General features: G+C 53.7%; 19 protein-coding genes and 1 pseudogene. 12 read left to right on the top strand and 8 right to left on the bottom strand.

Annotated elements, in window-relative coordinates; genetic code table 11:
- The first annotated feature begins 311 nt into the window (after nt 1-311).
- From ACP7D9_RS28990 to ACP7D9_RS28960, 7 genes and pseudogenes are all read left to right on the top strand, one after another.
- Nucleotides 312-1,274: a DNA-processing protein DprA gene (locus ACP7D9_RS28990; RefSeq protein ID WP_426160373.1), complete on the top strand. Its 963-nt coding sequence runs from the start codon at nt 312-314 to the stop codon at nt 1,272-1,274.
- The gene (locus ACP7D9_RS28985; RefSeq protein WP_426160372.1) at nt 1,271-5,956 is read left to right on the top strand and encodes a RecQ family ATP-dependent DNA helicase; all 4,686 of its coding nucleotides are present in this window, start codon (nt 1,271-1,273) and stop codon (nt 5,954-5,956) included. The genes ACP7D9_RS28990 and ACP7D9_RS28985 overlap by 4 nt, the downstream gene beginning before the upstream one ends.
- A complete protein-coding gene (locus ACP7D9_RS28980) occupies nt 5,953-6,507 on the top strand; it encodes a hypothetical protein (RefSeq protein WP_426160371.1) in 555 nt (184 codons plus the stop codon). The genes ACP7D9_RS28985 and ACP7D9_RS28980 overlap by 4 nt, the downstream gene beginning before the upstream one ends.
- Nucleotides 6,508-6,531: 24 nt before the next feature.
- Nucleotides 6,532-6,615, top strand: a pseudogene (locus ACP7D9_RS28975) (DNA repair protein RadC); the annotation flags it as partial.
- 379 nt (nt 6,616-6,994) lie between these two features.
- Nucleotides 6,995-7,411 carry a histone-like nucleoid-structuring protein MvaT gene (gene mvaT / locus ACP7D9_RS28970; RefSeq protein ID WP_426160370.1) on the top strand — a complete coding sequence of 139 codons (417 nt, stop codon included), beginning with the start codon at nt 6,995-6,997 and terminating at the stop codon, nt 7,409-7,411.
- A gap of 209 nt (nt 7,412-7,620) precedes the next feature.
- Nucleotides 7,621-8,796, top strand: a complete 1,176-nt coding sequence (locus tag ACP7D9_RS28965) for a hypothetical protein (RefSeq protein ID WP_426160369.1) — start codon at nt 7,621-7,623, stop codon at nt 8,794-8,796.
- A gap of 191 nt (nt 8,797-8,987) precedes the next feature.
- Complete coding sequence (locus ACP7D9_RS28960; RefSeq protein ID WP_426160368.1) at nt 8,988-9,527, top strand: DUF1523 family protein; 540 nt, start codon at nt 8,988-8,990, stop codon at nt 9,525-9,527.
- 126 nt (nt 9,528-9,653) lie between these two features.
- Here ACP7D9_RS28960 and ACP7D9_RS28955 read toward each other — a convergent pair whose 3' ends face one another.
- The 6 genes from ACP7D9_RS28955 to ACP7D9_RS28930 form a co-directional block, all read right to left on the bottom strand.
- Nucleotides 9,654-10,079: a hypothetical protein gene (locus ACP7D9_RS28955; RefSeq protein ID WP_426160367.1), complete on the bottom strand. Its 426-nt coding sequence runs from the start codon at nt 10,077-10,079 to the stop codon at nt 9,654-9,656.
- A 101-nt stretch (nt 10,080-10,180) separates the two neighbouring features.
- On the bottom strand, nt 10,181-10,657 hold the full coding sequence (locus tag ACP7D9_RS28950; RefSeq protein WP_426160366.1) for a hypothetical protein: 477 nt from the start codon (nt 10,655-10,657) through the stop codon (nt 10,181-10,183).
- A gap of 76 nt (nt 10,658-10,733) precedes the next feature.
- On the bottom strand, nt 10,734-11,945 hold the full coding sequence (locus tag ACP7D9_RS28945) for a hypothetical protein (RefSeq protein ID WP_426160365.1): 1,212 nt from the start codon (nt 11,943-11,945) through the stop codon (nt 10,734-10,736).
- A gap of 12 nt (nt 11,946-11,957) precedes the next feature.
- On the bottom strand, nt 11,958-13,940 hold the full coding sequence (locus tag ACP7D9_RS28940; protein ID WP_426160364.1) for a hypothetical protein: 1,983 nt from the start codon (nt 13,938-13,940) through the stop codon (nt 11,958-11,960).
- A 2-nt stretch (nt 13,941-13,942) separates the two neighbouring features.
- Nucleotides 13,943-14,803 carry an SH3 domain-containing protein gene (locus ACP7D9_RS28935; RefSeq protein WP_426160363.1) on the bottom strand — a complete coding sequence of 287 codons (861 nt, stop codon included), beginning with the start codon at nt 14,801-14,803 and terminating at the stop codon, nt 13,943-13,945.
- Nucleotides 14,804-14,825: 22 nt separating this feature from the next.
- On the bottom strand, nt 14,826-16,085 hold the full coding sequence (locus ACP7D9_RS28930) for a hypothetical protein (protein ID WP_426160362.1): 1,260 nt from the start codon (nt 16,083-16,085) through the stop codon (nt 14,826-14,828).
- Between the two features lie 435 nt (nt 16,086-16,520).
- On the opposite strand from ACP7D9_RS28930, the gene ACP7D9_RS28925 reads away from it, so the two are divergent.
- From ACP7D9_RS28925 to ACP7D9_RS28905, 5 genes are all read left to right on the top strand, one after another.
- The gene (locus tag ACP7D9_RS28925) at nt 16,521-17,774 is read left to right on the top strand and encodes a TerD family protein (protein ID WP_426160361.1); all 1,254 of its coding nucleotides are present in this window, start codon (nt 16,521-16,523) and stop codon (nt 17,772-17,774) included.
- 451 nt (nt 17,775-18,225) lie between these two features.
- Nucleotides 18,226-18,594: a VWA domain-containing protein gene (locus ACP7D9_RS28920; protein WP_426160360.1), complete on the top strand. Its 369-nt coding sequence runs from the start codon at nt 18,226-18,228 to the stop codon at nt 18,592-18,594.
- Nucleotides 18,595-19,344: 750 nt separating this feature from the next.
- Nucleotides 19,345-19,680, top strand: a complete 336-nt coding sequence (gene tnpB, locus ACP7D9_RS28915) for an IS66 family insertion sequence element accessory protein TnpB (RefSeq protein WP_426160359.1) — start codon at nt 19,345-19,347, stop codon at nt 19,678-19,680.
- Nucleotides 19,681-19,742: 62 nt separating this feature from the next.
- Nucleotides 19,743-21,269, top strand: coding sequence for an IS66 family transposase (tnpC, locus tag ACP7D9_RS28910; RefSeq protein WP_426160358.1), 1,527 nt, complete (start codon nt 19,743-19,745; stop codon nt 21,267-21,269).
- A complete protein-coding gene (locus tag ACP7D9_RS28905; RefSeq protein WP_426160357.1) occupies nt 21,254-21,382 on the top strand; it encodes a VWA domain-containing protein in 129 nt (42 codons plus the stop codon). The genes tnpC and ACP7D9_RS28905 overlap by 16 nt, the downstream gene beginning before the upstream one ends.
- A gap of 52 nt (nt 21,383-21,434) precedes the next feature.
- Here the strand turns inward: ACP7D9_RS28905 and ACP7D9_RS28900 are convergent, their stop codons facing one another.
- Entirely contained in the window at nt 21,435-22,628 is a 1,194-nt protein-coding gene (locus tag ACP7D9_RS28900; protein WP_426160356.1) for a DUF4236 domain-containing protein, read from the bottom strand.
- 138 nt (nt 22,629-22,766) lie between these two features.
- On the bottom strand, nt 22,767-23,720 hold the full coding sequence (locus tag ACP7D9_RS28895; RefSeq protein ID WP_426160355.1) for a lysozyme inhibitor LprI family protein: 954 nt from the start codon (nt 23,718-23,720) through the stop codon (nt 22,767-22,769).
- Nucleotides 23,721-23,738: the final 18 nt, after the last annotated feature.

Genomic DNA, 23,738 nt, shown 5'->3' with positions numbered 1-23,738 from the left:
CCTGCTATGGCCGGATGCTCAACGGCCAGTGCACTGGGCCGCAGTTCTGATTTGACTCCCCCATGCTCGCTTAGAGCGCGATTCTGCCGGCAGCTCTTTTTTCAACAGAATCGGCCAAAAACGGTCATTTACAGTCTATGAGCTCAGGGCAGTTGGACGCGACGAGGCTCCCCATGAACACTGTGAATGCAAGCGGACAGCCCAAATCTTTTGATTTGCACTCGGCATCTTAAAAAGCGATCCTACCGATGCGAAAATGCCGGGATTGGTAGTCATCTCTTTGTTTGGCGAGAGAGAAATAAGGAAATTCAGTGCGAATAACAGACATTCTTGTAATTCGAAGCTTGAAAGGTGTCGGCAACCGCACCTTGGTGAAACTCATTGAGTTTTACCACGCCAACAACCTGAAGACGATTCGCGAGCTAGATTTCGCTAAGGTACCAAAACTCAGCAGCTCGATAACGCAGACAGTCGAAGATTTATTCGCCAGCGGTAAATATGACGCGTTGAGCTTGGACTGTGAGAAGTCCATCTCCAAATGGAATGAAGCGGGAATCCATGTCTTGGTTTACGGCTCTGCCGAATATCCCAGCCAGCTCAATTCACTTTCCGACCCACCACCGCTACTGTTCTGTAAAGGCAATTGCGACCTTATAAAATATCCCAAGTCCATTGCGGTCGTCGGCACCCGCAACAACACCAGACTGGGCGAAATAATCGCTTACAAAACGGTGGAGCACTTTTCCAAACAAGGGTTCTGCATAGTCAGCGGCCTAGCTCTCGGCATTGATGCCATCGCACACCGCGCCGCCCTTGATAACCATGGCCATACCGTAGCGGTACTGGTCGACTTGATCAGTATAGCCCCGACCAATCACCGTGACTTGGCAGAACAGATACTTAGCCAGGGCGGTCTGCTGGTTTCGGAAAACCCACCCGGCACCAAAGTAATTCCTGCCTTCTTCGCCAAGCGCGATCGCATTCAGGCAGGACTCGCGCGGGCGGTTTTTGCCATTGAAACAGCCATCGACGGCGGAACCATGCACGCGGTCAAGGCGGCCAACTCCATGCATCGCAAGGTATACGTCCCCAATGCCAGCGCCGCCGGGTATCCGGACCTCGGCATCGAACAGATCAGCGGCACACAGCAGTTGGTGAATTCCGGAATAGCAACGCCATACACACGCGACACCTACGCAGAAATCTCCCTGGAGCTCACTCAGCTGGCAGCATCCTTTGAAGAAAGGTCGAGGGAAACAGGAAGTTCTCTATGATCAAATGCATTATTGTCGATCTAGATGGAACGCTTGTTGATACCTCTGCCGTAGCGGAGCTGCGTGCCCAAAAAAGATGGAGGGATGTGGGGTCCAATATCCAGCGCTGCACACCCTATCATGAAGCCGTTGATTTACTTAACACAGCCCGCGCAGCCGGCATCAAGGTGGCCCTTTTTACAAACTCTCCTTTGAACTATGTTCGGAATATTCTAAAGCACTTTCAACTTGCCGTTGACTACATCGTTGCGTATCACGACGTTCGGAATCGCAAGCCGGCAAGCGAAGGCGTCGAAAAGATAAGACAGCATTTCGGGGTTTCCTGCGAAGAAACGATTTATATCGGCGATAGCGAGCAGGATAGAGAGTGTGCACTCAATGCCCAGGTGAAGTTTTTCGCAACCGGCTGGGGAGAGGCTCCTGATATCGGAACTCACCGATCAAGCGCGGCCGAAATACTTGAGTGCATCGGGGCCAGCATCGGTCATAACCAGCCGAAGCAATTTCGCACCAACTTCATTCAGAACGGCCACAGATTCCACCTAGGCTACTATCTGGGCGACATCAAGCAGGAAATCTGGGCCTTCAAAAATCGCGAGAAAAAAGCGGTTGAACGCTGGATCAACAAAGCGCTGGAGGTTTGTGACTCCCTACCACCAATAGACTTCGTCGTAAGGGCCTTCGGCCATGCGGAGCTGGATACCTCTGCCAACACCACCTCATTGGATCTACTCGGCGCCCGGCTGGCCGCCTCGATCGGCGCCGACTACCGCCCTGATTGCCTGCACAAGAGCCGCCCACTTGTTAAGTCAACGATGTGCTCGGCAAAGGAACGTGCCCAGCAGGCGCACGGCGCGTATATCGCAACCCCAAGCATTGCGGTGTCGCAAGAGGATAGCGGACCGACCTTCCTGATTGTCGACGATGTACTAACTTCTGGCGCCACAACCGGCGACATTGTCCGGGCGCTTTCGGAGGCGTATCCCAGGGCGCGGGTATTCATCTTTACACTAGTCAAGACCCTTTACCGGGCCGAATGCGAGCACAACAGTACCGAGGCACAACACAACGCCCAGCTCTTTCAAAACCTTTACAGTTCAACGCAGAAGCTGCCTGAGGCAGCTAGCGTAAGGACTGATGCACCTCGCCACTCAGGCAGAGCACGTCTGGTCAGCAAAAAGTTCAGTGCAAACTACGCAAACACCAACCACAACTTCGTTTTCCACAACCTCAGATCCTACTCCATTGCATCGGAACCTGAGTCGAAGCCAATCCTCGATGTTGTGTATGTCCTCAGGAATATGCTCCAGCGTGGCAAGCCCACTATCGCCTCACGTAGACTGAGGAGTGCGTTTGGGCTCAAGTACTGCCAGAGCGGACTGGAGTTTGCCAGCCAAGCACTTATTTCGCCCAAGCCTCTTGATTGGCGACGGTTGATCAGAGGCGATAGCAGAACCGGAAACTATCCGGCCAAGCGCTTTTTTGACGAGCTGATGAGGAAGTATTTTGGTGAATATCAATTCGTCAAACAGCTTACCCTGCCCGAAGTTAATATTTTCGAAATGACGCAAGTCTACGTCGATCAGTTCCAAAATCGTCAGGTAGATTTTTTCATTCCGCAGGCGGGACTGATCTTCGAAATTGATGGTAAGCAGCATGAAGCGTCAGTGGATGACAAAGGCCGCGATGAGTTCACCCAGACACTTGGCTTGAAAACCATTCGATTCACAACCGAAGAGATTGCCACCGAAAATCAGAGCTTCATCGGCAAAATGTCCAGCGCTGTCGATCATATGAGAATGATTGACCGGCTTGAACAAGAGGGGATACTGAGCCCTCCCAACGGGCTGACTCTCCGGGACTACCGGCTCGCCTATAACGAGGGTGTCGATATAGGCAGTCCCAGCATTCGATTGACGGCTGCGATCCGCTTTCAACTGCTTGTTCTGGAGCTGATCGAATGTGGCGAAATCCGGCTGGGTGAGGCAAAAAAGCTTGCTCTCCTAAACCGCGACGGTATCGATTTCGCGCATCAAGGCATCGGAGATCTGGCAGAACTGCTGTCGCAGCTACTGACGCTCAGGGGGCTGCCGAAGCTGGAGCTTAAAGTGGATCTGGAGGAGATCGAAAACTCAATAAGCTTCCCCTCGGACGATGCCCTACTAATAGATTTCAGCATTTTGGAGCGCTTTGATGACTCGTTCCAGGTCAACCAAAATGTCATCTATGCACGTACTCACTACCTCGACTTCTATCGCTGCTTTGCCAACTCCAATGCGCTCTCCATGGAGAATTGCGCGCTTGTTGACTACGACCTCTTCGAGATGTCGTGCTCCGAGCCCATTTGCTATCAACTCGATTTAAGCCCGGGAAGCAGTCAGAGGGAGGCGTTGAAATTCTTCCTCGGAAACCTTTTCCTCCCTCTGCTGGACGATGTGAATTTTCGAGAGGGTCAGCTCGGAATCATCGGCTCCGCATTGTCGAGGAAAGGCACTATCGGTCTGTTACCAACCGGAGCAGGCAAGTCGATCTGTTATCAGCTTTCTGCGATCCTGCAGCCCGCTATCAGTTTCGTGGTCTGCCCAATCAAGAGCCTGATGTATGACCAGAAGGCTGATCTGGATACCATCGGCTTTATGCGTAGCAATTTCATCACCAGCGATCTGAAGCCTGATCAGAAAATTAGGATCCAGAATGACTTCGGGCGGGGCAAATATTTCCTCGTGTTTATCTCCCCGGAGCGGTTCCAGACCCAGAGCTTCCGAAGCGAGATGACCGCCATCGGTCTTGATCGTGCCTTTGCCTATGCCGTGATCGATGAAGCCCACTGTTTATCCGAGTGGGGACACGACTTCAGAACCTCGTACCTAAATCTAGCCAACACCATCGAGAGGCTCGCTCCCGATGCCAGCTACATCGGCTTGACCGCAACCGCTTCCGTCAATGTTCTCAAGGACATTCAGTCGGAATTCAACATCCCTGATGAAAATGTGCGCACACCTCTTGATTACACCAGGGAAGAGCTGTCATTTCATGTGATTGATGACCGGGGCCACAAGACTGACGCACTGATCCAACTGGTGGACGAGATGGAGGCCAAGTGGAACGGATCGGCCTCGGCAGGGCAAGGATCGAAGGCTGGTATCATCTTTACTTCGACCGTCAACGGGCAAAAGGGCTGTTACAAGCTGGCAGGAAAGCTCTCCTCCACACTGGGCATGGATGTCCGTTTTTTTTCGGGCTCAGCGCCGTCAAGCGGAAGCATGGGGGGCGATGCATTCGATGCCTATAAGCGAGAGGTGCAAAACGACTTCAAGGCCAGCAAGTACCGCCTGCTGACCGCCACCAAAGCCTTTGGCATGGGGGTCAACAAAGGGAACATTGCTTATACCGTTCACTATGGCATTCCCGGATCCATGGAGGCCCTCTACCAGGAGGCCGGGCGGGCGGGTCGAGACAAACGATTGTTTACAGACGCCCCTGCCGACTGCTATGTACTTCTGACAAAGGAACGAAATATCGGCCTGTTGGACAAGGTCTGGGATGCTGCAACCTCGGTGGCCGAGCTCAAGGAGTCCGTCAAAGGTTTGAGCCGCGAAAGCGATGTAAACACCAACCTTTATCTGATGACGCACAACCTGGACACTATAAATGATGAGTTCAAGCTGCTGACCGCAATCTATCAATATTTCTTGCAGAACAGCGATGTCCAGACCATCTCTGCAAGCGCCTCCCAGTTTGGTACTGACAAATTCAAATTTGAAAAGGCGGTTTATCGACTCTTCCAGCTCGGCATCGTTTTAGACTGGCTCGTTGAAGATTTCTTCAAGGGCCGGCTGACGATCGAGTTCAGTTGCCCCGATGAAGAGCAACTGCAGAAGAATCTTGAGCTTAAGCTCAGAAAATACGATACCAGCTTCAAGCTGAGCGACATCTTCCAAAGCAGCAATCAGTACCACAGGATCCTGTGCGAGCGCTTGGACAAGGGGACGATCGACAAAAACCAGTTCATCTTTCTTGTTCTACTCCTCTGGTCATACGATCATTTTGCGTATAACCGCCGCCAGTCACTAAAAACAGTGTATGAGCAATGCAGCGATCTGGCGGCCGGCAAGATCAGTGAGGAGGACTTCAAGAACCGCCTGGAAGGCTATTTCAAGTTCAACGAGTCCAGCCATCTGATGGCTCACCTTGCGGAAAATCCTGATGACACCTCTGTCTGGCTATCTATCTTTTTCGAGGGAGATAGCGCATCCGACTCGAAGGAAATCATCAGCACAGCGAAGCTCTCCACTCTGAAAGAGCAACTCTCGCGCTTTCTGGAGTCCTACAAGGACAATATCTGCCTGAATTACTTAAGCGGCATACTTCGTCTGACGACCGATGAGTTCGATGATGCTGATGGAGAGCGGCGCATGGCCTCGTCCCTGGAGCGTCTCAAACAGCAGAGCAGTGAACAGGTCGAAGCGTTGATCCGGGATACCTTGAAGCTCAAACCGCTGTTCTCGGTTGATGCCCAGTGCCGTTTCGCAAAGTTGATTCATGAGAAATTCCCCGAATCGCCTTTCCTTGAAATCATAAATGCCGAATTCGAGGATCCCTATTCCTACCATCAGCTTTTGACTCCCCTGCTTACGAGGCTCGCCAAGCTCACGACTATTTATAAAGGAATCGAGTGGTGAACGACTTACAAAAACTGAACAAAGTCATAGGCTCGCTTGAGGAGCAAGCCTCCCAAGTAACGGAGTTCAATGGAATTCTGCGAGTGATAAACGATGCGCGCTCGGAGATTGCTGCAAGCAATGGCGCCCTAGCATCACTGTCCAATGAGCAGAAGCAACTCATCAAGGACAGTTACGGCAAGTTTGATGACTTTGACAAACGCTTTTCCGATCTCGAAAAGAAGCTGACTCACTTGGAAAAAGGCCAGGATAGAGTTCTGCGAATCATCGACGAGCTGAAGATTCTCTCCCCCGACCAGTTCGAGCATGGGCGAGACAAAATCCTACTGGAGCTTACCGAGCTCAATTTCCTGACCCCGGTCCAGTACGAGGAAGGACGTCAAGCTGCTAATGAAGCGTTAAACTATACGATTAGTGAAATGGCGCAGAAGATTGAACAGGCCAATCGCGCTCATCAGGCGTCACTCAAGTCGCTTAAGGCAATGACTGTCTTGGGTATGCTCGCGCTGGCGGGAGGTATCACATGTCTCGCGTATGTCTTACTGCACTAGCGAGAAGACGTTGGTTATTATGTCATGGAGTCGCCTGTCACTGAGGCCGACATTCTGCAGATGGCTCAACAGCTGGCGATGAGTCGTCTATCTAAAGGCCGGGTGTTGGCGCCGACGCGGAATTGACCCTGTTGCCGAGATGTGAGTGACCCAGTCTGATACCTCGCGAGCTATTACCTTTGCCGGATTTGTGCGGTTTTGGAGATGGGTCAGTCTTGCGTCAGCACGTGGGTCAATTCGGCACGAGCGCCAACACATCAACGACATATGGACTTCTGAAATCCAATAGTGGCACACTTGGCTCATGTTATTTTGACATCACTCCATTGACCCTCGTCCCAGACAACTCAATAAGATCTATACGCCGAGTTTGAGAACTCAGCTTCTCAACAGAATTAACACCTCCGCGGGACCAAGGTAGTTGCCACTCGGCGACCGGGGTTTTGTCTGTAGAGCCCAGGATGGGAACCCTATCTAAGGAAAAGTCATGTCGCTCATTAATGAATATCGTGCCACCGAAGAAGCAATCAAAGAGCTCCAGGGTCGTCTGGAGTCTTTGAAGACCAACGACGGGTTGCAAAAAGAAATTGAATTCGAAACCAAGCTGAAAACCCTGATGGGTGAGTACAGCAAAAGTCTGCGTGACGTAATCGCCCTTCTCGATCCGAAAGCAGTCACCAAAGGCGCCGCTCCGACCACCAAGTCCGGCAACCTGCGCGCTGCTCGCAAAGTAAAGCAATACAAAAACCCGCATAACGGTGAAGTCATCGAAATTAAAGGTGGCAACCATAAGGGTCTAAAAGAATGGAAAAAAACCTATGGCTCCGACACTGTGGAATGCTGGGTTAGTAAGTATCCGCCCCCAAATGTCACGTTACATAGACACGATGTCACGATGACCTGACCGGGCCCCGTTCGATAAAAGCCAGGGGCTCTCCCTTGCTTTTTTATTCCGGAATGTTTTCCTCTGCTACCGGCCAAGCCGCTTCTGATTGGCCAACTGACACAGATCGGCGAATAGAATTTTATAAACACACTCCTGAACTCTCATTGCCGGCCTATCACTGCTAAGCCGGGCTTTGAGCATGGAAAATGGACTTAAGGATGAACTGAATGATGATTCGCAACGCTCTAGCTCTGACGCTGGCATTGGTGGCCAGCAACTCAATGGCAGCTAGCTTTGACTGCTCTAAAGCTTCAGGTTTCGCCGAGACCAGCATCTGCAAGGACGGTTATCTGAATACCGTCGACAGCATTCTTGCCGACTCATATCGAAAAGCACTTGCTGATGCAGCGCATCCGGACGAGCTCCGTCAGTCACAACGAGAATGGTTGACCGTGCGGAATCAATGCACAACCCAGGAGTGTCTCGATAAAACCTTGGGTGCTCGTGTCACCTTTCTGAATAATTACTCAAGCGCTGAGAAGAGTAAGGCATACGCTGCAGAGGAAAAGCTGCGCCAGGAAGAATATAAAGCTCAGCGCCAGGCTGAAGAATTGGCAAACGCCCATCGAGCTGAAGAATACCGGATCGCTCAGGAACAAGCACGGCACCTACGAGAGCAATCTAGTCAGAAGAAACAAGCTCAGGCGAGTCAAACCCCGCCGCAAGCGGCACAAACGTCGCCCTCCTACCAGCCCCCAAGCTATGCGACCTCCCCACAGCAAATGCGCCCTGCAGCACAGCAAGTTGCGGAGAAACCAGCTGTGCAACGACTGGTGCAGGCCTTCTTCGCCGGTCCAGCATGGAAGTACACCCTGCTAATAGGCGCCTTACTAACCTGCTGGGCAATCTGGAGACACCATACAGAAGCCGCCACGATCTATAACGACTACACCGATGGGGCGATCACAAACGCGCTGCCGGCGATAGGTGCTGCTGTGGCGTTAGTTCTGCGTTGGCTTGAATTGCCCGGACTCGCCCAAGGGATCGCCTTAATGACCGGAATTCTATTGGCCATCGCATATGCCGTGTACGCTACCTTCCGCGCGAACCAGGGGGCCCTGAGCATCACTCTCGTCATTATCGCCAAGCTCACCCTTATTTCGGTGTTCTATGTCGTGATTGGAATGCTGATCGCATCACTGTTTTCGGGTAGCGCCAGGCGCAAGGGCGAATCCCAGGCGCGAGCTGAGGCAAGAAATCGCCGAGAGTCTAAGCAAAAGATGGCATTGATCACGGGCTTGGCAGTGGCGTACACCGCATTCACCGCGTGGGTGTGCAGGCGTCCCGAGTTCACCTCACTCTCCGAATGCCTGGAATTTGATACGACACCAGAATTGGCTTAGGCCGATGGACGCACGTCCACGTACGAGTTGAGCATTTGAAGCCCAGGAGAAATCTTGGGCTTTTTGCACACTTCACTATCTCAGTCGCGCTACACATTTGCTAACCAAGTTTAGTTGCATCGAACCTGCAAAATGCGGAACCCCTCCAGCGAATTGGGGCAGAATCCGACCATCAAAAATGGAGCATAAGCATGAAGTGGATTAAAGGGGTGGTTATCGGCGCGATCTTGATCGTGGTCACCGGTGCTGCGCTGGGTCTGTATTACGTCTTGCCGCAGTACGATGTGGTTTCCATCACCGGTGTTGAAGTGAAGCGAGTTGACGATGACGGCGTCATCAATGCAGAAAACCCCGCCGACGGCCCAACCCGGGATGTGTATTTCATCAATACCGAACACCCATCAACGAAGGCTGTAACCGTCTACCGGAACGAAGATACAGGCTGGAGTTTTCCCTGGTATTTCAAGTTTGATTCGGCGGACGTACAGGCAAAGGCTCAGGGGTATTCGCGGGATTCCCAGCAGCTGGCCCTCATTCGTTACTACGGCTGGCGCATTCAGATCTTGTCTGTGTTTCCCAACATCACCGACATTGAAGCCACTACCAGTCGTGAAGAACCGTTTCCGTGGTTCAACACGATATTCCTCGGTGCGGGCACGCTTCTGATCTTGGTTGCACTGATCCTCGTTAGCCGACGTTTGAAGCGGCCCAGAGGTCAAGTCCTTGGTTGACTAGCCTACATCGGCTGGGATTTACCTCCGGTACTATGAGCAGGAAGACGTAGAAAATAAAAATGCCAGTCAGTTGCCTGACTGGCATTTTTTTGAGGGCAATTTCGAGTTCGTCGTATGCGCCGTTCAGCGTTTCACCATCTCACACTGGCGACGAAGATCGTCATTTTTGATACTCCCACAACTGCCATTGCCTTTCTTGGCGTAGCACAGGTTACGCTGGTCATCGTCACGGATGCTCGCGCAACTACCGTTCCCTGACTCCGCGTAGCAAGTGTTACGCAAGTCATCGTTATTGATGCTCGCACAACTGCCATTGCCCTGCTTCGCATAGCAATAACGGCGTTTGTCATCATCACGAATGCTTGCGCAGCTTCCGTTGCCAGCTTCCGCGTAGCAGGCGGCCCGAAGATCGTCATTCTTGATGCTTGCGCAGCTGCCATTCCCATCTGTGGCGTAACAATAGGCGCGCTGATCATCATCGTTGATGCTCCCGCAACCAGCATGGGCGTAGCCACTGAGCATCATCAGAATTACAAGAAATAGTCTCATCACTCACAACCATGTATTACCAGCAACAGCCTGGTATTACTGATGCTTACCACCGGCTCGATGTACGGATTACCCAGTGCATCGAGCCGGCCTTGAACGGATCAGCCGCGGGCTTCTTTCTGGAGATCATCCAGCTCGTCAATGATGTCCTCATCACGATCTGCGAAAGCCTTGGCCATGTCCTGCTGCAGTTCCGCCTGGACCTGAACGGACTTCTGCGCGAGCTTTATCCCGTCTTTGGAGCCCATGATGATTTTCATGGCATCGGCAGGGTTCTTGTTAGCCTTGATCATGAGCTCAAGCTCATCGGCATCAAAATGGTCTGTGTATATCTCGACCAGAGTCTCTTTCAGCAGATCCTGAGAAATGTTGTCCTCGATCACAGCCCTGATTTTCTCAGGCGGGACTTCGCGATATTTAGTCGCGTAACCTGCTGTGGCCATTTGCACGACCATTTTGTACTGGGAGTCCAGGCCCATCTTTTCGACCAACTCTTCAGCTTTGTCTTGGCTCGAACCACAGCCAGCCAGTAGCGCCGCGCACAGCGCCGAAATTGCCCATTTAGAAGCCTTAATCATGAAATGCCTGCCCTTGTGAATTTTGGGGAGACCTGGCGTACGGCGGACCGCACACCAGGTAGTGGGATTAAGCTGATCAGTTCGTCTCAAGCGCGAAGCTTTTGCTCACGAACAAGCCGGCGAATAATGTTTTGTCTTCCTTGAAAATGTAGGTTTCTTCAAATTTTCCATCGGTGGCCAGCTTTTGTGCGATCGCGCATTCCGAATCGCTGTGATCCTTGGCCTTAGTACCGAAGTCGCTCTCATAAGGAGAGAACCCAGCCTCGGCACAGAACCCGGCGAACTCCAGGCCCTTCGTGGCGGACTTGTACTCGTCAAATCGATCTTTCAACTGATCGAAATCCTTATACGTGAGGGAGTAACTCGCCACCTTGGTCTTGCGGGCAAACTCGCCCACCGCCTCGGCAATCACCGCTTGCCCCATCGAAGTACTGTAAGCACCCATGATGAAACCGTTGAAAGCTGACTTGAGCTGAGCCTGGACATCATCCAACTGAGGAAGCGAAGCAAACTTGGCCTCTCGAACAATCCGCCCGATTTCGCTACCGTCATTGCGATGAACAACGACAAACTTGATGGAGCCTTCGCCGTCGTTCGAACGTTGCACAAGGAAATCCAGATCTACTTTGGTGCCGAATTCGCCAGTCGCACCTGTGATGAACGCGCCAGTGAATGGGAGACGCTGGACCACGTTGCTTCCCCAGGTGTAGGGGGACTTGACGACGCTGCCATATGGACCGATCTCGCCGCGGGGCTGAATCTCATCGGCGACTTCGACGGGCAAGACAATCTCAGAGCCTTTGTGCGACACGTACGGCGTTCCCATGTCCATTCCCAACAACTGGACATGAATCTCGCCTTTCTTGTCGTCACCGCTGCGGCTTACCTTGAGCTTGTCTGCTTTCAGATACACGCCACCCGCATTCCCGTTACCCGTCGCGGATGTGAGCAAGTACCTCGACCAGGCGACTAGACCGGTTTCACCGGAGCCCGAGGACTTGTCGCCCATCAACCCCATAAGACCAGTGAGAAATTTCTCGGCCCCGTTGGTTTGCGCCGCAACCAGTCGAATTTCTGGAGATTCAACAGTGAGGTTTCCGGACCAGAAGGAATACGAAATATCTCCTTCGCTTAAAACGTTCTCGAGCAGAAACTGTTCTTTAAGCTCGTCGTAATAACTCAGGGCCTGCTTTTTCCAAGAGCTAGAAAGCATTGCGCCTCCTGCTAGGATCGCAATACCCGCCACCGCCGCAGCGATGAGGATGTGCTTCTTGTTCATCGTTTTCATAGTGGCAAGGCCTTACTGAATTTGAGCGGATGCTTGCTGCCAGGCATCCACATACTTCTGGGAGACTTCCGGGGTCCAACTGAAGTCGATACCGGCATTCGGGAACTCCTTGGCCAGGACGGCGCCGAACGAGACACGATCAGCACAGTGATCTTGTTCGCATGCCCAGGCACTTTCTGAGGTGTACACCCGAAAGGTCGGAACGGCTTTACCATCTTCAAGAGGCAGAGACGGGGTCATGTTGGCCGCCGGCACCACGTACCACCGTTTTTCCAGTTCGCCATCAGCTTGAACACGTCCCTTGCGCGGGAAGTCGACTTCGTAGAAGTCGCCAGACTTACCTGTCACATGGATCATCATCGGCACTGCAGTTTGCGACGACGAGGGATTAAGCATTGCGATTGGCGATCCGAAGGAGACTTTGATTCCTGCCATCTTCGCCAAGGCCTCTGTTTCACGACCTTCGTATTCCTTCATGCCTTCTTTGAGCGCCTCGTAACGGTTCAACACACGAGTGTGTGTCTCCGCCAACTGCTCTTGCAGGCGGCGCGCCTCCCTTAGGCGCACTTCTTCACGACGTAGGGCATAGTTGGTGCCTTCGCGGGCATCGAAGTAGAGCTCACCGCGGTTCTCGCCCATCCGACCACGGAAAATGTTGTTTTTGGTGTCGTTGGAATAGCCTTCCGGATACAGCGCTTCGAGGTTTTTCGCGAAGAACAGGTTCGACACTCCGACAGTGGATGGAGACGTTGCCTTGATCAATTGGTAGACCTCGACAACTGCACGCTTCAACTCAACTGCATCCAGAGCAAACGCTTCATCCGAGCCGATGACAACGTAGTACGGATCATTCCCGAAAGGTGTCAGAACACGATAATTGGATCGCTCAAAGGCCAGGTAGACCTTCATCCCGCGCGCAGACAGTTCGCCTACTTGAAAGAGCGCTTGGTCAGCTTTACTGCTCATGAAGGACAGAGCCTTTCCTTTCACGGCGGGAACGAGGGCTTGGTTGAACATCAGGCCACTTGGATGCACGGTGGTTTTTGACCACGTGTCGCCGCGGTAAGTGTTCGGGATCGACCAACGCAATTTTTCGAAGGTACCTTCGGCGTATCCGGATACACCACAAGGCATAGCTGGTGTTGCAGCGAAAGACAGCCCAGCATCGCTTTCATTGGTAATCGATTTGCTGAGGAGCCATTTGCATCCGCTGCCATCGGTAATCTCCATCAAGTTTTGATTGGCGAGAACCAAGGAGCGCCCGAAGTCACCGGTAGGCATTGCGACAACAGCAGCCGGTGTTGCTACAGGAGCAGCAGGCTTAGGATCGGTAGCAGGAGGTGCCTCGACAGGTGCAGCGACTACAGGGGCTACTGGAGCAGCTGGAGCTACAGCCACAGGCGCTTGAGCAACCGGCGCAGGTTGCACTGCAACTGGAGCAGGCTCAGCGACAGGGGTCGGTTGTGGTGGCACTGGGGCCGACACAGGGGCCGAGGCTGATGCAGCGACAGCAGGCGGAGCAACTGGTGGTGCAGAAGGCGCAGCGACTGGAGCTACGGGCGCAGCCGCTACTGCGGGTGCCGCAGGTTGAGCGGTGGGGGCGGCCACGGGGGCTGCCGGAGCAGTAGGCGCCGCAACCGCCGGCGCGGCCGGTGGTGTAGTCAGCGTGGCCAGGCCCAAATTGGTAGCGTTGCCCGCGCCAGTGGCGTAAACCGCCCCCTTTGCATCGACGGCTTTCCAAGTCACCTTAGCGGTTGGGCATTCTTGACCCAAAATGTACGGAAGCTTCGACAAGAGCGTGTTTAACGGCTTGAGGTCTTCCCAGGTCGGACGCTGCATGGTGATGGCAATTTCTGGTTTGCACCAAGTGGTTGCTTCACCATCGACGACGACATGGATCTGTTCGGTCTTGCTATACGCTACTTCATGTGCAAATGCTTGCGGCGCGATGCCGCAAGCACTCGCCACTACAAGAGCGAGTGCGCGGTTTTTCATGGTTAGATTAGTTCCCAGGTGCCGTTGGCTTGTTTGCAGAAAGTGTTTTGCTCTTGCTCGGTGTCGCCATTAGCCGCTTTCAAGCTCACGGTCACAGGGCGGCAGGAGGTTTCTGCTGCTACTTGTTGAGTTGGCAAACTCGGAATTGAATCCAGGTCGAAAGCCTTGGTTTCTTTGTCGGCCGAAACATTCATCTCGTCCAGATTGGCCGCAGGTTTCACACTCTTCGCCACAGCTTCAGCTTTTGGCTCAACCAGGTCCTTGTTAACGTATCCAACGGTCACACCCTTACGGCCAACCAGAATCCAGTCACCTGTTGAGCCCACTGCGGTGAACTCGGTACCGGGTTTCAAGCCGCCCACTTTCTCGGCGCTTTTGTTGGGCGCAGAACGAACGTTGGAGCTGCTCTTGGTCAGGTATTGTTCGTTAATCAGTTTCATCGTTGGCACGGCCACGATTTTCGGAGCGCGCTTGACTTCAACCGTTTTGGTTTGGGTGAACTCCTGCCCCTGCACGATCTGCGCGGTTGCCCCTGAGTGAGACGAAGTCCAGGACGCCGGTGCTGCAGTGGCGCTGGCTGGAGACGCATTCAGAACATCCTGGGTGCGTAGCGCAAGTGCCTGCCTGTCCTGCTCATCGAGTTTTGCTCCGATTTTGTTACCGATGAAGCCGCCCAGTGTACCGCCGAGAATCGTCGCAACGATCCGACCGTTACCTTTACCAATGAACTGCCCAACGACCGCACCAGCAACGACGCCGATTGCGGTGCCGGCTTCTCGCTTGTCGATCCCAAGCTCAGCGCATCCAGAAGTTGATGCTGCAATAGCCAATGCCAACACTGAAACGAGAAACTTTTTACGCACGGTGACTCTCCCTTTGTGTAGGTCACTCTGCTTTCAGCAGAGGCCTTGTGATGTTGTAAAGCATTGCTTCCGAGGACATGGCCCAATGAAAAACTGCTGCAAGCACTACCGGCTGCTTGCCCAAACTTCTGAACGCATCTCGGTAGCCGGGGCTATCGACAATCGAGTTGCCCACAATGAGAGGCAGCATAACGATCGAAACGACGGCGACAGGTCGAACGAAACGAATGCGCCCAGGCAAGCTTCGACGCGCCTCAATACCCGAGATGATCAAGACCACAAGACTGATGCCACCGAAGAACAGGCCGCTCAGCAAAGAAAATGGGATGAACCACATGTTCTTCACAACGTTCAGACCCTGAGCACCGTGGATGTCGGTGTGAGCGACGTCATAGGCCATGTTGTCGGCTATGCCTGGCAGATAGGCCTGGTACTGGTCACGCGTGGCAAGAAGATTCATGCCCTTAACGTAGAGGGGGCCGAGCTTGTGCTTTGCCATGTGACGAACCTCGACGGTATTGGCCAACGCCTCTCGTGTCCGCACACCGGGATTGATTGACCGGGCATACTCATCAACGGTCGGCTCGTAACCCAGATCTTCTCCAGCATCCGGGAACTTGATGGGCCGCCATTCACTCCCCGGAATGCCTCCTGCACGAAAGCCTTCAAGTTGCGCATACGCCCTACTGATGTCACTGATGGATGGCAAAACTGTTTCTTGAAGACGCTCATAAAGCGCGTCTCCGTTGCGGGCGGTATAACCACGAAAAACCGCTGCAGCAAAGCCTTGGAAATTCTTGTCAATGCGCTCTACGTAGGCCCCCTGTACGCTCATCAGTACACCCAAATTGGCCACAAAAGCCTTCCCCTCTCCATGGTCCTTGTAGGCCTTGTAGGGGATTTGAGGGATTGTCAGGGAGTCGTAGAGCAACCCCTTCTTGGTGACGTATGCGTAGAGGCTACTAACCCTTAGCGAGCCAGGGAATTGCTCGGCGATCCAGTCAGGAGCCGCCCCCTGAAACCACCACGTCAGCGGTGTGACAACAAGAGTCGATGCGGCAAGCCAAACCCACAGCACCCTCCCCTTGCCTTGATAGCGTCGATAGCAGATTCGCCATACCAGCAAGCACATGCTCGTCGCGGCCAGAATCTGGCTGTACGTCTCAAGGACTTCGAGTTTCCGGAGGGGGATGTCAGCGCCAGCAAAGTTGAGAAGCTCGGCGTTGAAAAGGAGACTACATACCAAATAAAGGGCGTTCAAAACCACAAGTGCGATTAGCATCCAACTGATCCTTGCCAGAAATAAACGCCAGTCCCTGGATGATGAGGGTGAGCGCAAATAGATGTAGCATATTGCCATCTAGCTGGAGATGGCACCACTCAAAATGCCCTGTCGCATTTCAATTAAGCGCGCCGGGCAAAAGCTTTCGTTACCTACGATCAGAACTTAACGGGACTCAGAAGACTTTCAATGTTGGGCCTCAACTTTTTCCAGGCATCCAAATTTAGGTATCGGGAACGTGTGGTAATGCCATCAATTTCAGGCATGAAGTAGAGATTGGTTGTCTCGGCGGTCGCCGGTGAACAAGCCGTTACACTGCATCGATGCGGTAAGACCCTAAAAGGGATCGTTCCCTTAATCGGGCCTTCGCCCTAAAAATTGAACGCGCAGTGCATGAACAGACGCTGCCAAACCCCATGGAATAGGCGAGATCATTTGAATCAGTCACTCAAACCCGGCGAAAACACAACAATCTCCACCACCCAAGGGCGCGTGGAAGTTACTCATGCCGCAGGGAATAATCTGGACGTAAATCTGACTGCGTTTCTCGTCACCGAAACAGGCAAGGTGGTAGATGACAGCGGCATGGTCTTCTTCAATGCGCCTGAGCACTCTTCAGGCGCGGCCTCATTCTTCGCGCCTGTCGTTCGTGACGGCATTGTCAGTCACAGCATCAGTTTCGACTCGTCTCGTCTCCCATCAAACATCACGAAGATTGCCATCACCCTGACGCAAGATGGCAGCGCCGGCGGTTTCGATGCAGTCAAAGAACTACGGTCGACCGTCATTGCCGGGGACCAAATTCTGGAACTTGCTCCTGAACCATTCTCTCAAGAGACGGGCATCATCGTGCTTGAGCTGTACGTCCGGAACGGCCAGCTAAAGGCTCGATCCGTTTGGCAAGGGTTCGCCTCAGGCCTCGCCGGACTCTGTGGCTTTTATGGAGTCGAGGTGGAAGACGAAGCTCCGTCTGCGCCAGCAGTCGCTCCTACATCGCCTTCGAAGCCCGTCAATATGACCAAGACTGTGGTTAAGCTGGACAAGCCCGGCACCAGCCACAAGGTCTCCCTCGAAAAAGGCCCGTCTGCTCCAAAAGTGATTCGGGTCAGTGCAACGTGGGTTGATAACGGCGACGGTTCTGACAACGACGACCTCGATCTGCGAATAGGCATCCTTCGTCCTGATGGCCGAATGTCCATCATCCAGGCACCCGACAAGCGTGGTGCCTTTGACGTAGAGCCCTACGTTTTTCATACCGGTGACGTAGTGAGCGCCAGTGACTCCGCTCCTGGTGTAGAAACCGTCGAAATTAACCCAGCGATCTCGCAGCTCATGGGAGGCAAGGTAGCTCTGGTCTGCAGCGTTTATTCAGCGGTAGACAATGGGGCCGTGTCAGTGGCATCGCTAAAACCGAAGATGCGGATGGAATATGGCGACCAGGTCGTGGAGTGTGCCTACGAATTCAAGAGCGGATTCTTCAGTTCAATGATTTATACCTATGTGATCGGTCAAATCGAAATCGACCATGACAATATCCTTCTCAGCCCATCCGGCGTTACTTCTAAAGCAAGCAGTGAAGCCACCCCTTGGCTGACCCGGAAGGCGGATCGAATTGAGCTCACCATGGACGGTCCAGAAGTGTTTAAAGGACACCCAATCGAAAGGAGCGGTAAAAAACAGTACGTCTAACCAAACGTGCTGGCAGGCACACACAGCAGACTTTGACGCTTCAGGTGCTCCCGCGACGGCTTTCGCCGGCCGCGGGGATACCAAACAACTCCCGTGTCAGATACACCGGCGTACCTTAAAAATCCTGCTGAACTGCCCTGTGTCCACGAAGCGAATGCACATCTCTACCTTTCGAATTTTCCCGCTGCGACCTAACAGGCCGCTCATGTCTTGCCCTATTCGTCCCAGGAACCATGCCTGCAGATCACCCAAGGCCAGCGCATGCCGCTGGCAAATATTAATCACGGTCTTTCCCTCTCACTCTCCGTCAACATCGAAAGTCCCAGCTCAATCGACTACGTATGTTTCGGTGTCGACGCCCAAGGCAAGCTTTCTGACGATCGTTAAATGGTTTTCTTCAATCAGACCGTTACGCCTTGCAGCAGTGTGAAGATGGCCACAGGTGGTCAGTTTGAAATCAACCTACCAGAATTTCATCGAAAACGACAAAGGCGGCTGGACCAAGTGGGACGTCGGTCGGCGCTACAACGACGAACCGAGAGCCATCGAAAAGGTGGTTGAGTCATTCCAGGCGTCGAAAGACAGAACCCCTATGTTCGTGGTGTTCATCAGCGACGGCGGGGTATCCGAAAATCGCAAAATCACGCAACTAATGGTGGATGCCGCGAAGCTGGGGATTTTCTGGCAATACGTTGGCCTGGCGGGCAAAAACTATGGAATTTTTGAAAAGCTGGACACCATGCCCGGGAGAGTCGTAGACAACTGCGGGTTCTTTGCCCTGGATGATCTCCACGACATGACCGAAGAGCGGTCGCGGTAGGGACGGCAGTTACCTGCCGCCCCCCGCACAGATCCGTACGTGCGGAACTACCGCATACGGCTCCTGCCTCGGGTATGTGACGTGAAGCGATCCTCAGGGTAAGGATGTGCATTTCTGGGTCTAGGTATGTAGAAGTCAGCAAGGCGTCCATAGCGTGACCATTGAAGCCGATTACGCTGGCTACGACGTTTGAGGGCTTGCCGCCATAGACGGCAGACCGCAAGACGAAAACCACCAAGACGTATCAGGTTTCCCGGCACCGCGTGGTAGTTGAAGTAACCGCTCACTACGCGTTTGAGCCATTGCCCTTGAACCCGGACATGGTCATGACGTCGGCGATTCAACTCCTCACGGATAGCCAGAAGCGTCGCACGCATACGCTTTTTGACAGTTAGTCGCAGCACTTGAAAGTCACCGCGTCGACTGACACTACAGCAGTGTGTGAAGCCCAGAAAATCAAAAGTGTCCGGCTTTCTCAAACCTCGTTTCCTACGATTCATCACAGCAAAACGACCGAACTCAATCAGCCGTGTTTTCGGGGCGTTGAGCGATAATTCGAAAGTGGATGCCGCTTTACCGAGATCAGCCGCCAGCGATGCTACCTGCTTTTATTCCAGTGAAATCTACGCCCAAACGGCCGACTGAAACGTCGGTGGTCATCGATCTACCGTTTGGTGATCAATCGATCACAGTGAAATGGCCAACTTCTGATCCTGAAGGATGCGCCCGCTTTGTCCGTGGGCTCATGCAATGATTCGCATCGATGCTATCTGGCTCGCCACCGAACCCATGGACATGCGTGCCGGCACTGAAATAGCTCTGGCCAGAGTGATTACGGTGTTCGGTGCGGCGAAGCCGCACTGCGCATATCTGTTCGCCAATCGCCGCGCTACCCGTATGAAAGTGCTGGTGCATGACGGGATTGGCGTTTGGCTGGCTGCATGTCGGTTGAACCAAGGCAAATTTCATTGGCCTGGCATTCGACAAGGCTGTGAAATGGAGCTGGATGCCGAGCAACTTCATGCCTTGGTGCTCGGTTTACCTTGGCAAAGGGTTGGCGCTGGCGGTGCAATCACACTGCTTTAAAAGGCTGTAATTCGCGCCTTGACCTACTGCCGCAAGCGACCTGCTTTGGTAAAATCCACGGCATGACTTCCTCGCCCAATCTCGATCATATGACCCCCGATCAACTGCGCGCCTTCGCTGCGCAGTTGCTGTCGCAGGTCGACACGATGGGCAAGAAGATCCAGCGGATCGAAACGGTCAACGAACAGCTCACACACGAAATCGCACTGCTCAAACGGCACAAGTTCGCCAAGCGCAGCGAGCAACTTAGCCCTGATCAGGGCAGCCTGCTCGACGACCTGCTTGATACTGACATCGCAGCAATCGAGGCTGAGTTAAAGGCGGTCAATCCGCCTGCCGCACCAGCCGAATCGCGTCAGCAGCCCAAGCGTGCGCCGTTGCCGCCGCAGTTTCCACGAACGGTGATCCGTCACGAACCAGAGAACACCCAGTGCGTGTGTGGCTGCCAGCTTCAGCGCGTCGGCGAAGACGTCAGCGAGAAGCTGGATTACACGCCGGACGTGTTCACGGTCGAGCAACAAGTACGTGGAAAATGGGCCTGCCGCGAGTGTGAAACGCTTATCCAGGCACCGGTACCGGCGCAAGTGATCGACAAAGGCATCCCGACCGCAGGCCTGTTGGCTCATGTGATGGTGGCCAAGTTCGCTGACCATTTGCCGCTGTATCGGCAAGAGAAAATCTTTGGCCGTGCCGGCCTGGCAATTGCTCGCTCGACACTGGCGCAATGGGTCGGCCAAACCGGCGTGCAGCTCCAGCCGCTTGTCGATGCGTTACGCGAAACGGTACTTGCCCAAAGCGTGATCCACGCTGACGAAACGCCGGTGCAGATGCTCGCGCCGGGCCAGAAGAAGACCCATCGTGCCTACGTTTGGGCTTACTGCACTACGCCGTTTTCGCCGCTCAAGGCAGTGGTTTATGACTTCAGCCCTAGCCGTGCGGGCGAACATGCGCGCAACTTCCTTGGCCAGTGGAATGGCAAGTTGGTGTGCGACGACTTCGCCGGCTACAAAGCAAGCTTCCAGCAAGGCATCACTGAAATCGGCTGCATGGCGCATGCCCGCCGCAAGTTCTTCGATCTGCATGCGACCAACAAAAGCCAACTGGCCGAACAAGCGCTTCACTCGATTGGCGGGTTGTACGAAATCGAACGGCAAGCGCGAGATATGACTGACGAAGATCGCTGGAGAATACGTCAGGAAAAAGCGGCGCCAATACTCAATGCACTGCATGCCTGGATGCTGGCCCAGCGCGATCTTGTGCCCGAAGGATCGGCTGTCGCCAAAGCACTGGAATACAGCCTAAAGCGCTGGGGCGCACTGGCTCGATATATCGAGGACGGCGCAGTGCCCATAGATAATAACGCGGTCGAAAACCAGATACGGCCGTGGGCTCTTGGACGCTCGAATTGGTTGTTCGCCGGGTCACTACGCAGCGGTAAGCGGGCGGCGGCGATTATGAGTTTGATCCAGTCGGCGCGCATGAATGGGCATGATCCGTATGCCTATCTCAAAGACGTGCTAACTCGGTTGCCGGCGCAGCGGGCGAGTGAGATCGGCCAGTTACTGCCGCATCAGTGGGTGCCCGCTTAACTTACGCAAGGTGTGTTGGGCAGACGCTTACCGAAGAGCAGCTGTACGATCGGTTGATGCAGGAATTCCCGATGTGGCTAAAAGAAGCAAAGGCTAAAGGCATTCTTCGGTAAACCACTTCTCGGTAGTCCCGCGACGGCGCATGACCGCCGCGGGGCCACCATCTCAGTTAAGGACTGCCATATCCATCGGCGTCACCTCAACAAAACGTGCCGAACGGTCCAGCTTTACTACTGCACCACACGCATTCAAAGTTGCTGCAGGATCGATCGCATCGAGCCGATTAAAATCAATCGCATCCCACTGATCTCGGCTTACCAAAACCGAGAGTACGTAGTGATCGTCCACTGCTCCCGTAGCAAGGTTGTCTCGCTGGATGTAACCCGACACCAGAATTTTCTGGATGGCTGGCAGTAGAGCAAATACCTCACCTACAACTCGAAACAGAGAGCCATAGCACAGCGCGACAAAATCCCTGCGCACCTGGGCATCCGACCGATTCTTGAAGGTGAGTTTGCCGTTCCCACGGGCTTCAGCGCTGCGCTGGGGAATATCTCCCTCATCAGGCAAATCAACATCGAGCGCGACACCTGTAACGTCGTGGGAGAACTCGTAGGCCACTTGGGTTTCTTTTGGCCAGGCAATTCCGCTCAACACATAGTCCAATGCACGCTCCATCTGAGCGCTGTAGCCTTTTGCAGCCAGCCGAAACGCTTTCTCAATCTCGGTGCGTTCAAGTTCATGGGCGTCCCGCGTCTCCTGCCAGTTGGCCAGGTCAAGACGATACTGCTCCTCAGCGGACTCCGCTTCGCGTTCAATCTTCGCACTGCGAAGCATCACATGATCCAGCAAGCCCGGCTTTTGCTGAACGGGCATCATCGGTTCTTCGATGGCGAACGACGCTGGAATGACCGGCAAGGACCCAGGGCGTGGCGTCAACAGATGCACGCCCAAGCAGGACTCAAGATCCTGATTGACCTTATCGGCAGCTTTCATCAGCAGGTCCTGTATGGAATCTGCCATCTCACTCTTAACCCGCTTGATGACCGCGGGCGGCAGCTCGACGTCATCCATGTCAGTAATCAACAAGGTTCCATCGTCGTTTACTTTGACTTTGACCTGGCCCGAGTACTCGCTTCCGGCGGGGGCCGGCTGGGAGCTTCTCGGTCTGCTAGGTCTGTCGATTCTTTCACGGTATGAAAGGCCGGTACCGGGCAACCCCGCATTGATATAGGTGCCATTGCGCCCCATCGTCATACTCAGTCCGCGAGGCCCGATCGAAGTGCTTACACCCTTGCCACTGATGTTAAGGCGTACGCCAGGCATAATCGTGATTCGCTTACTAAACCGAAACCCCATGACTGCTCCTTGATCCTGTATTCCTAGTTACTTTATTTTTTGAGTTGTCTGCTTCGACTGTGGCGTTCGCACACAGGGTTCGACGTTCATGTACATCGGGGTTGCGCAAATCGCAATAGCCTAACCACCGATTTAGGCTTACGCCCGACCGGCAATGTAATCGTCGATCGAGCTGAATTGGCGGTTGCGACAAATCCAGCCAGAGAGGAAAACGAACACGGTAGTGGCAAGAACTGCCAAGCCGCGACGACGCCGAGCTTCACTTTTGGTTCGGGCCCCACCGCAGAGCAGGAGAGCAATCATCAGGAAGTAGAACGTCAGCAAAGTGACTTTTGCAAAGAGGGAGGGTAGGAAAAACCAGAAGCCGTTGCTTCTGTACGTTTGAACAAGCACCTGCAACGACATCAGCCCGCCGAGAACACAGGCAGCAATAATGGAGTAGTTACGTGGTACCTCCAACCAGAGGCTCGCAACGAAATAAGCTCCGATTCCCAAGATGGGAGTCAAGCTTGTCCAAAGCGCATCGGTGTAGTCCTGGTAAATCGTAATGGTCCCCCTGCGATGCAAGTAAATGCAGATCAGCAGCAGCATTGCCATAACGAACAGGCCGATCTTCAAGTATAGGAACGCCTGGTGATCCTCCGCTGCGCTTCGTGGAGTCACCGGCTTCACCGTGGCGGGGGCAGGCGCTGAAGCAACGGGCTTTGGAATCGCAGCTGTTGCGGTTTGGTCAACCCGGGTACTGGTAATTTCGGTAGGCGCTTTTGTTGGCTGATCGATCTTGGTACGTGCCAGCGCATTGAGGCGCTCTGTCATTGATGAAGCTACGCAGTTGGCAGTCTTGCAGTTGTCGCGCCGGCGCAACCACTCACGTTGGTCTTGACGGGCCTGTGCCTTATCCGCCGCTCGATCTATTGACCGGACATATTCAGAGTTCAGCGCCTCATCAAGGCGACTGAGCGCAGAATCTGTGCAAATGGATTTCTCAGCAAAGCTTGAGGCCTTGACGCAGTCAAAGCTTGTGGCATTGGAGTGGGCTGAGAGCATGAACAACATGGCGATAAGGCCAGAGCCAATGTTGAAGCGCGACATATTCGATTTTCCCTTCTT

It is taken from the genome of Pseudomonas sp. TSRC2-2 (assembly GCF_049897785.1).
GTDB lineage: Bacteria > Pseudomonadota > Gammaproteobacteria > Pseudomonadales > Pseudomonadaceae > Aquipseudomonas.
The sequence above is the reverse complement of the archived record's forward strand: the minus strand, read 5'-3'. Positions and strand labels throughout refer to the sequence as shown.

Coding starts and splice junctions, on each gene's coding strand:
- ACP7D9_RS28985 (WP_426160372.1), top strand. CDS start 1,271: ATGATCAAATGCATTATTGTCGATCTAGATGGAACGCTTGTTGATACC.
- mvaT (WP_426160370.1), top strand. CDS start 6,995: ATGTCGCTCATTAATGAATATCGTGCCACCGAAGAAGCAATCAAAGAG.
- ACP7D9_RS28965 (WP_426160369.1), top strand. CDS start 7,621: ATGATGATTCGCAACGCTCTAGCTCTGACGCTGGCATTGGTGGCCAGC.
- ACP7D9_RS28960 (WP_426160368.1), top strand. CDS start 8,988: ATGAAGTGGATTAAAGGGGTGGTTATCGGCGCGATCTTGATCGTGGTC.
- ACP7D9_RS28955 (WP_426160367.1), bottom strand. CDS start 10,079: ATGAGACTATTTCTTGTAATTCTGATGATGCTCAGTGGCTACGCCCAT.
- ACP7D9_RS28950 (WP_426160366.1), bottom strand. CDS start 10,657: ATGATTAAGGCTTCTAAATGGGCAATTTCGGCGCTGTGCGCGGCGCTA.
- ACP7D9_RS28945 (WP_426160365.1), bottom strand. CDS start 11,945: ATGAAAACGATGAACAAGAAGCACATCCTCATCGCTGCGGCGGTGGCG.
- ACP7D9_RS28940 (WP_426160364.1), bottom strand. CDS start 13,940: ATGAAAAACCGCGCACTCGCTCTTGTAGTGGCGAGTGCTTGCGGCATC.
- ACP7D9_RS28930 (WP_426160362.1), bottom strand. CDS start 16,085: ATGCTAATCGCACTTGTGGTTTTGAACGCCCTTTATTTGGTATGTAGT.
- tnpB (WP_426160359.1), top strand. CDS start 19,345: ATGATTCGCATCGATGCTATCTGGCTCGCCACCGAACCCATGGACATG.
- tnpC (WP_426160358.1), top strand. CDS start 19,743: ATGACTTCCTCGCCCAATCTCGATCATATGACCCCCGATCAACTGCGC.
- ACP7D9_RS28900 (WP_426160356.1), bottom strand. CDS start 22,628: ATGGGGTTTCGGTTTAGTAAGCGAATCACGATTATGCCTGGCGTACGC.
- ACP7D9_RS28895 (WP_426160355.1), bottom strand. CDS start 23,720: ATGTCGCGCTTCAACATTGGCTCTGGCCTTATCGCCATGTTGTTCATG.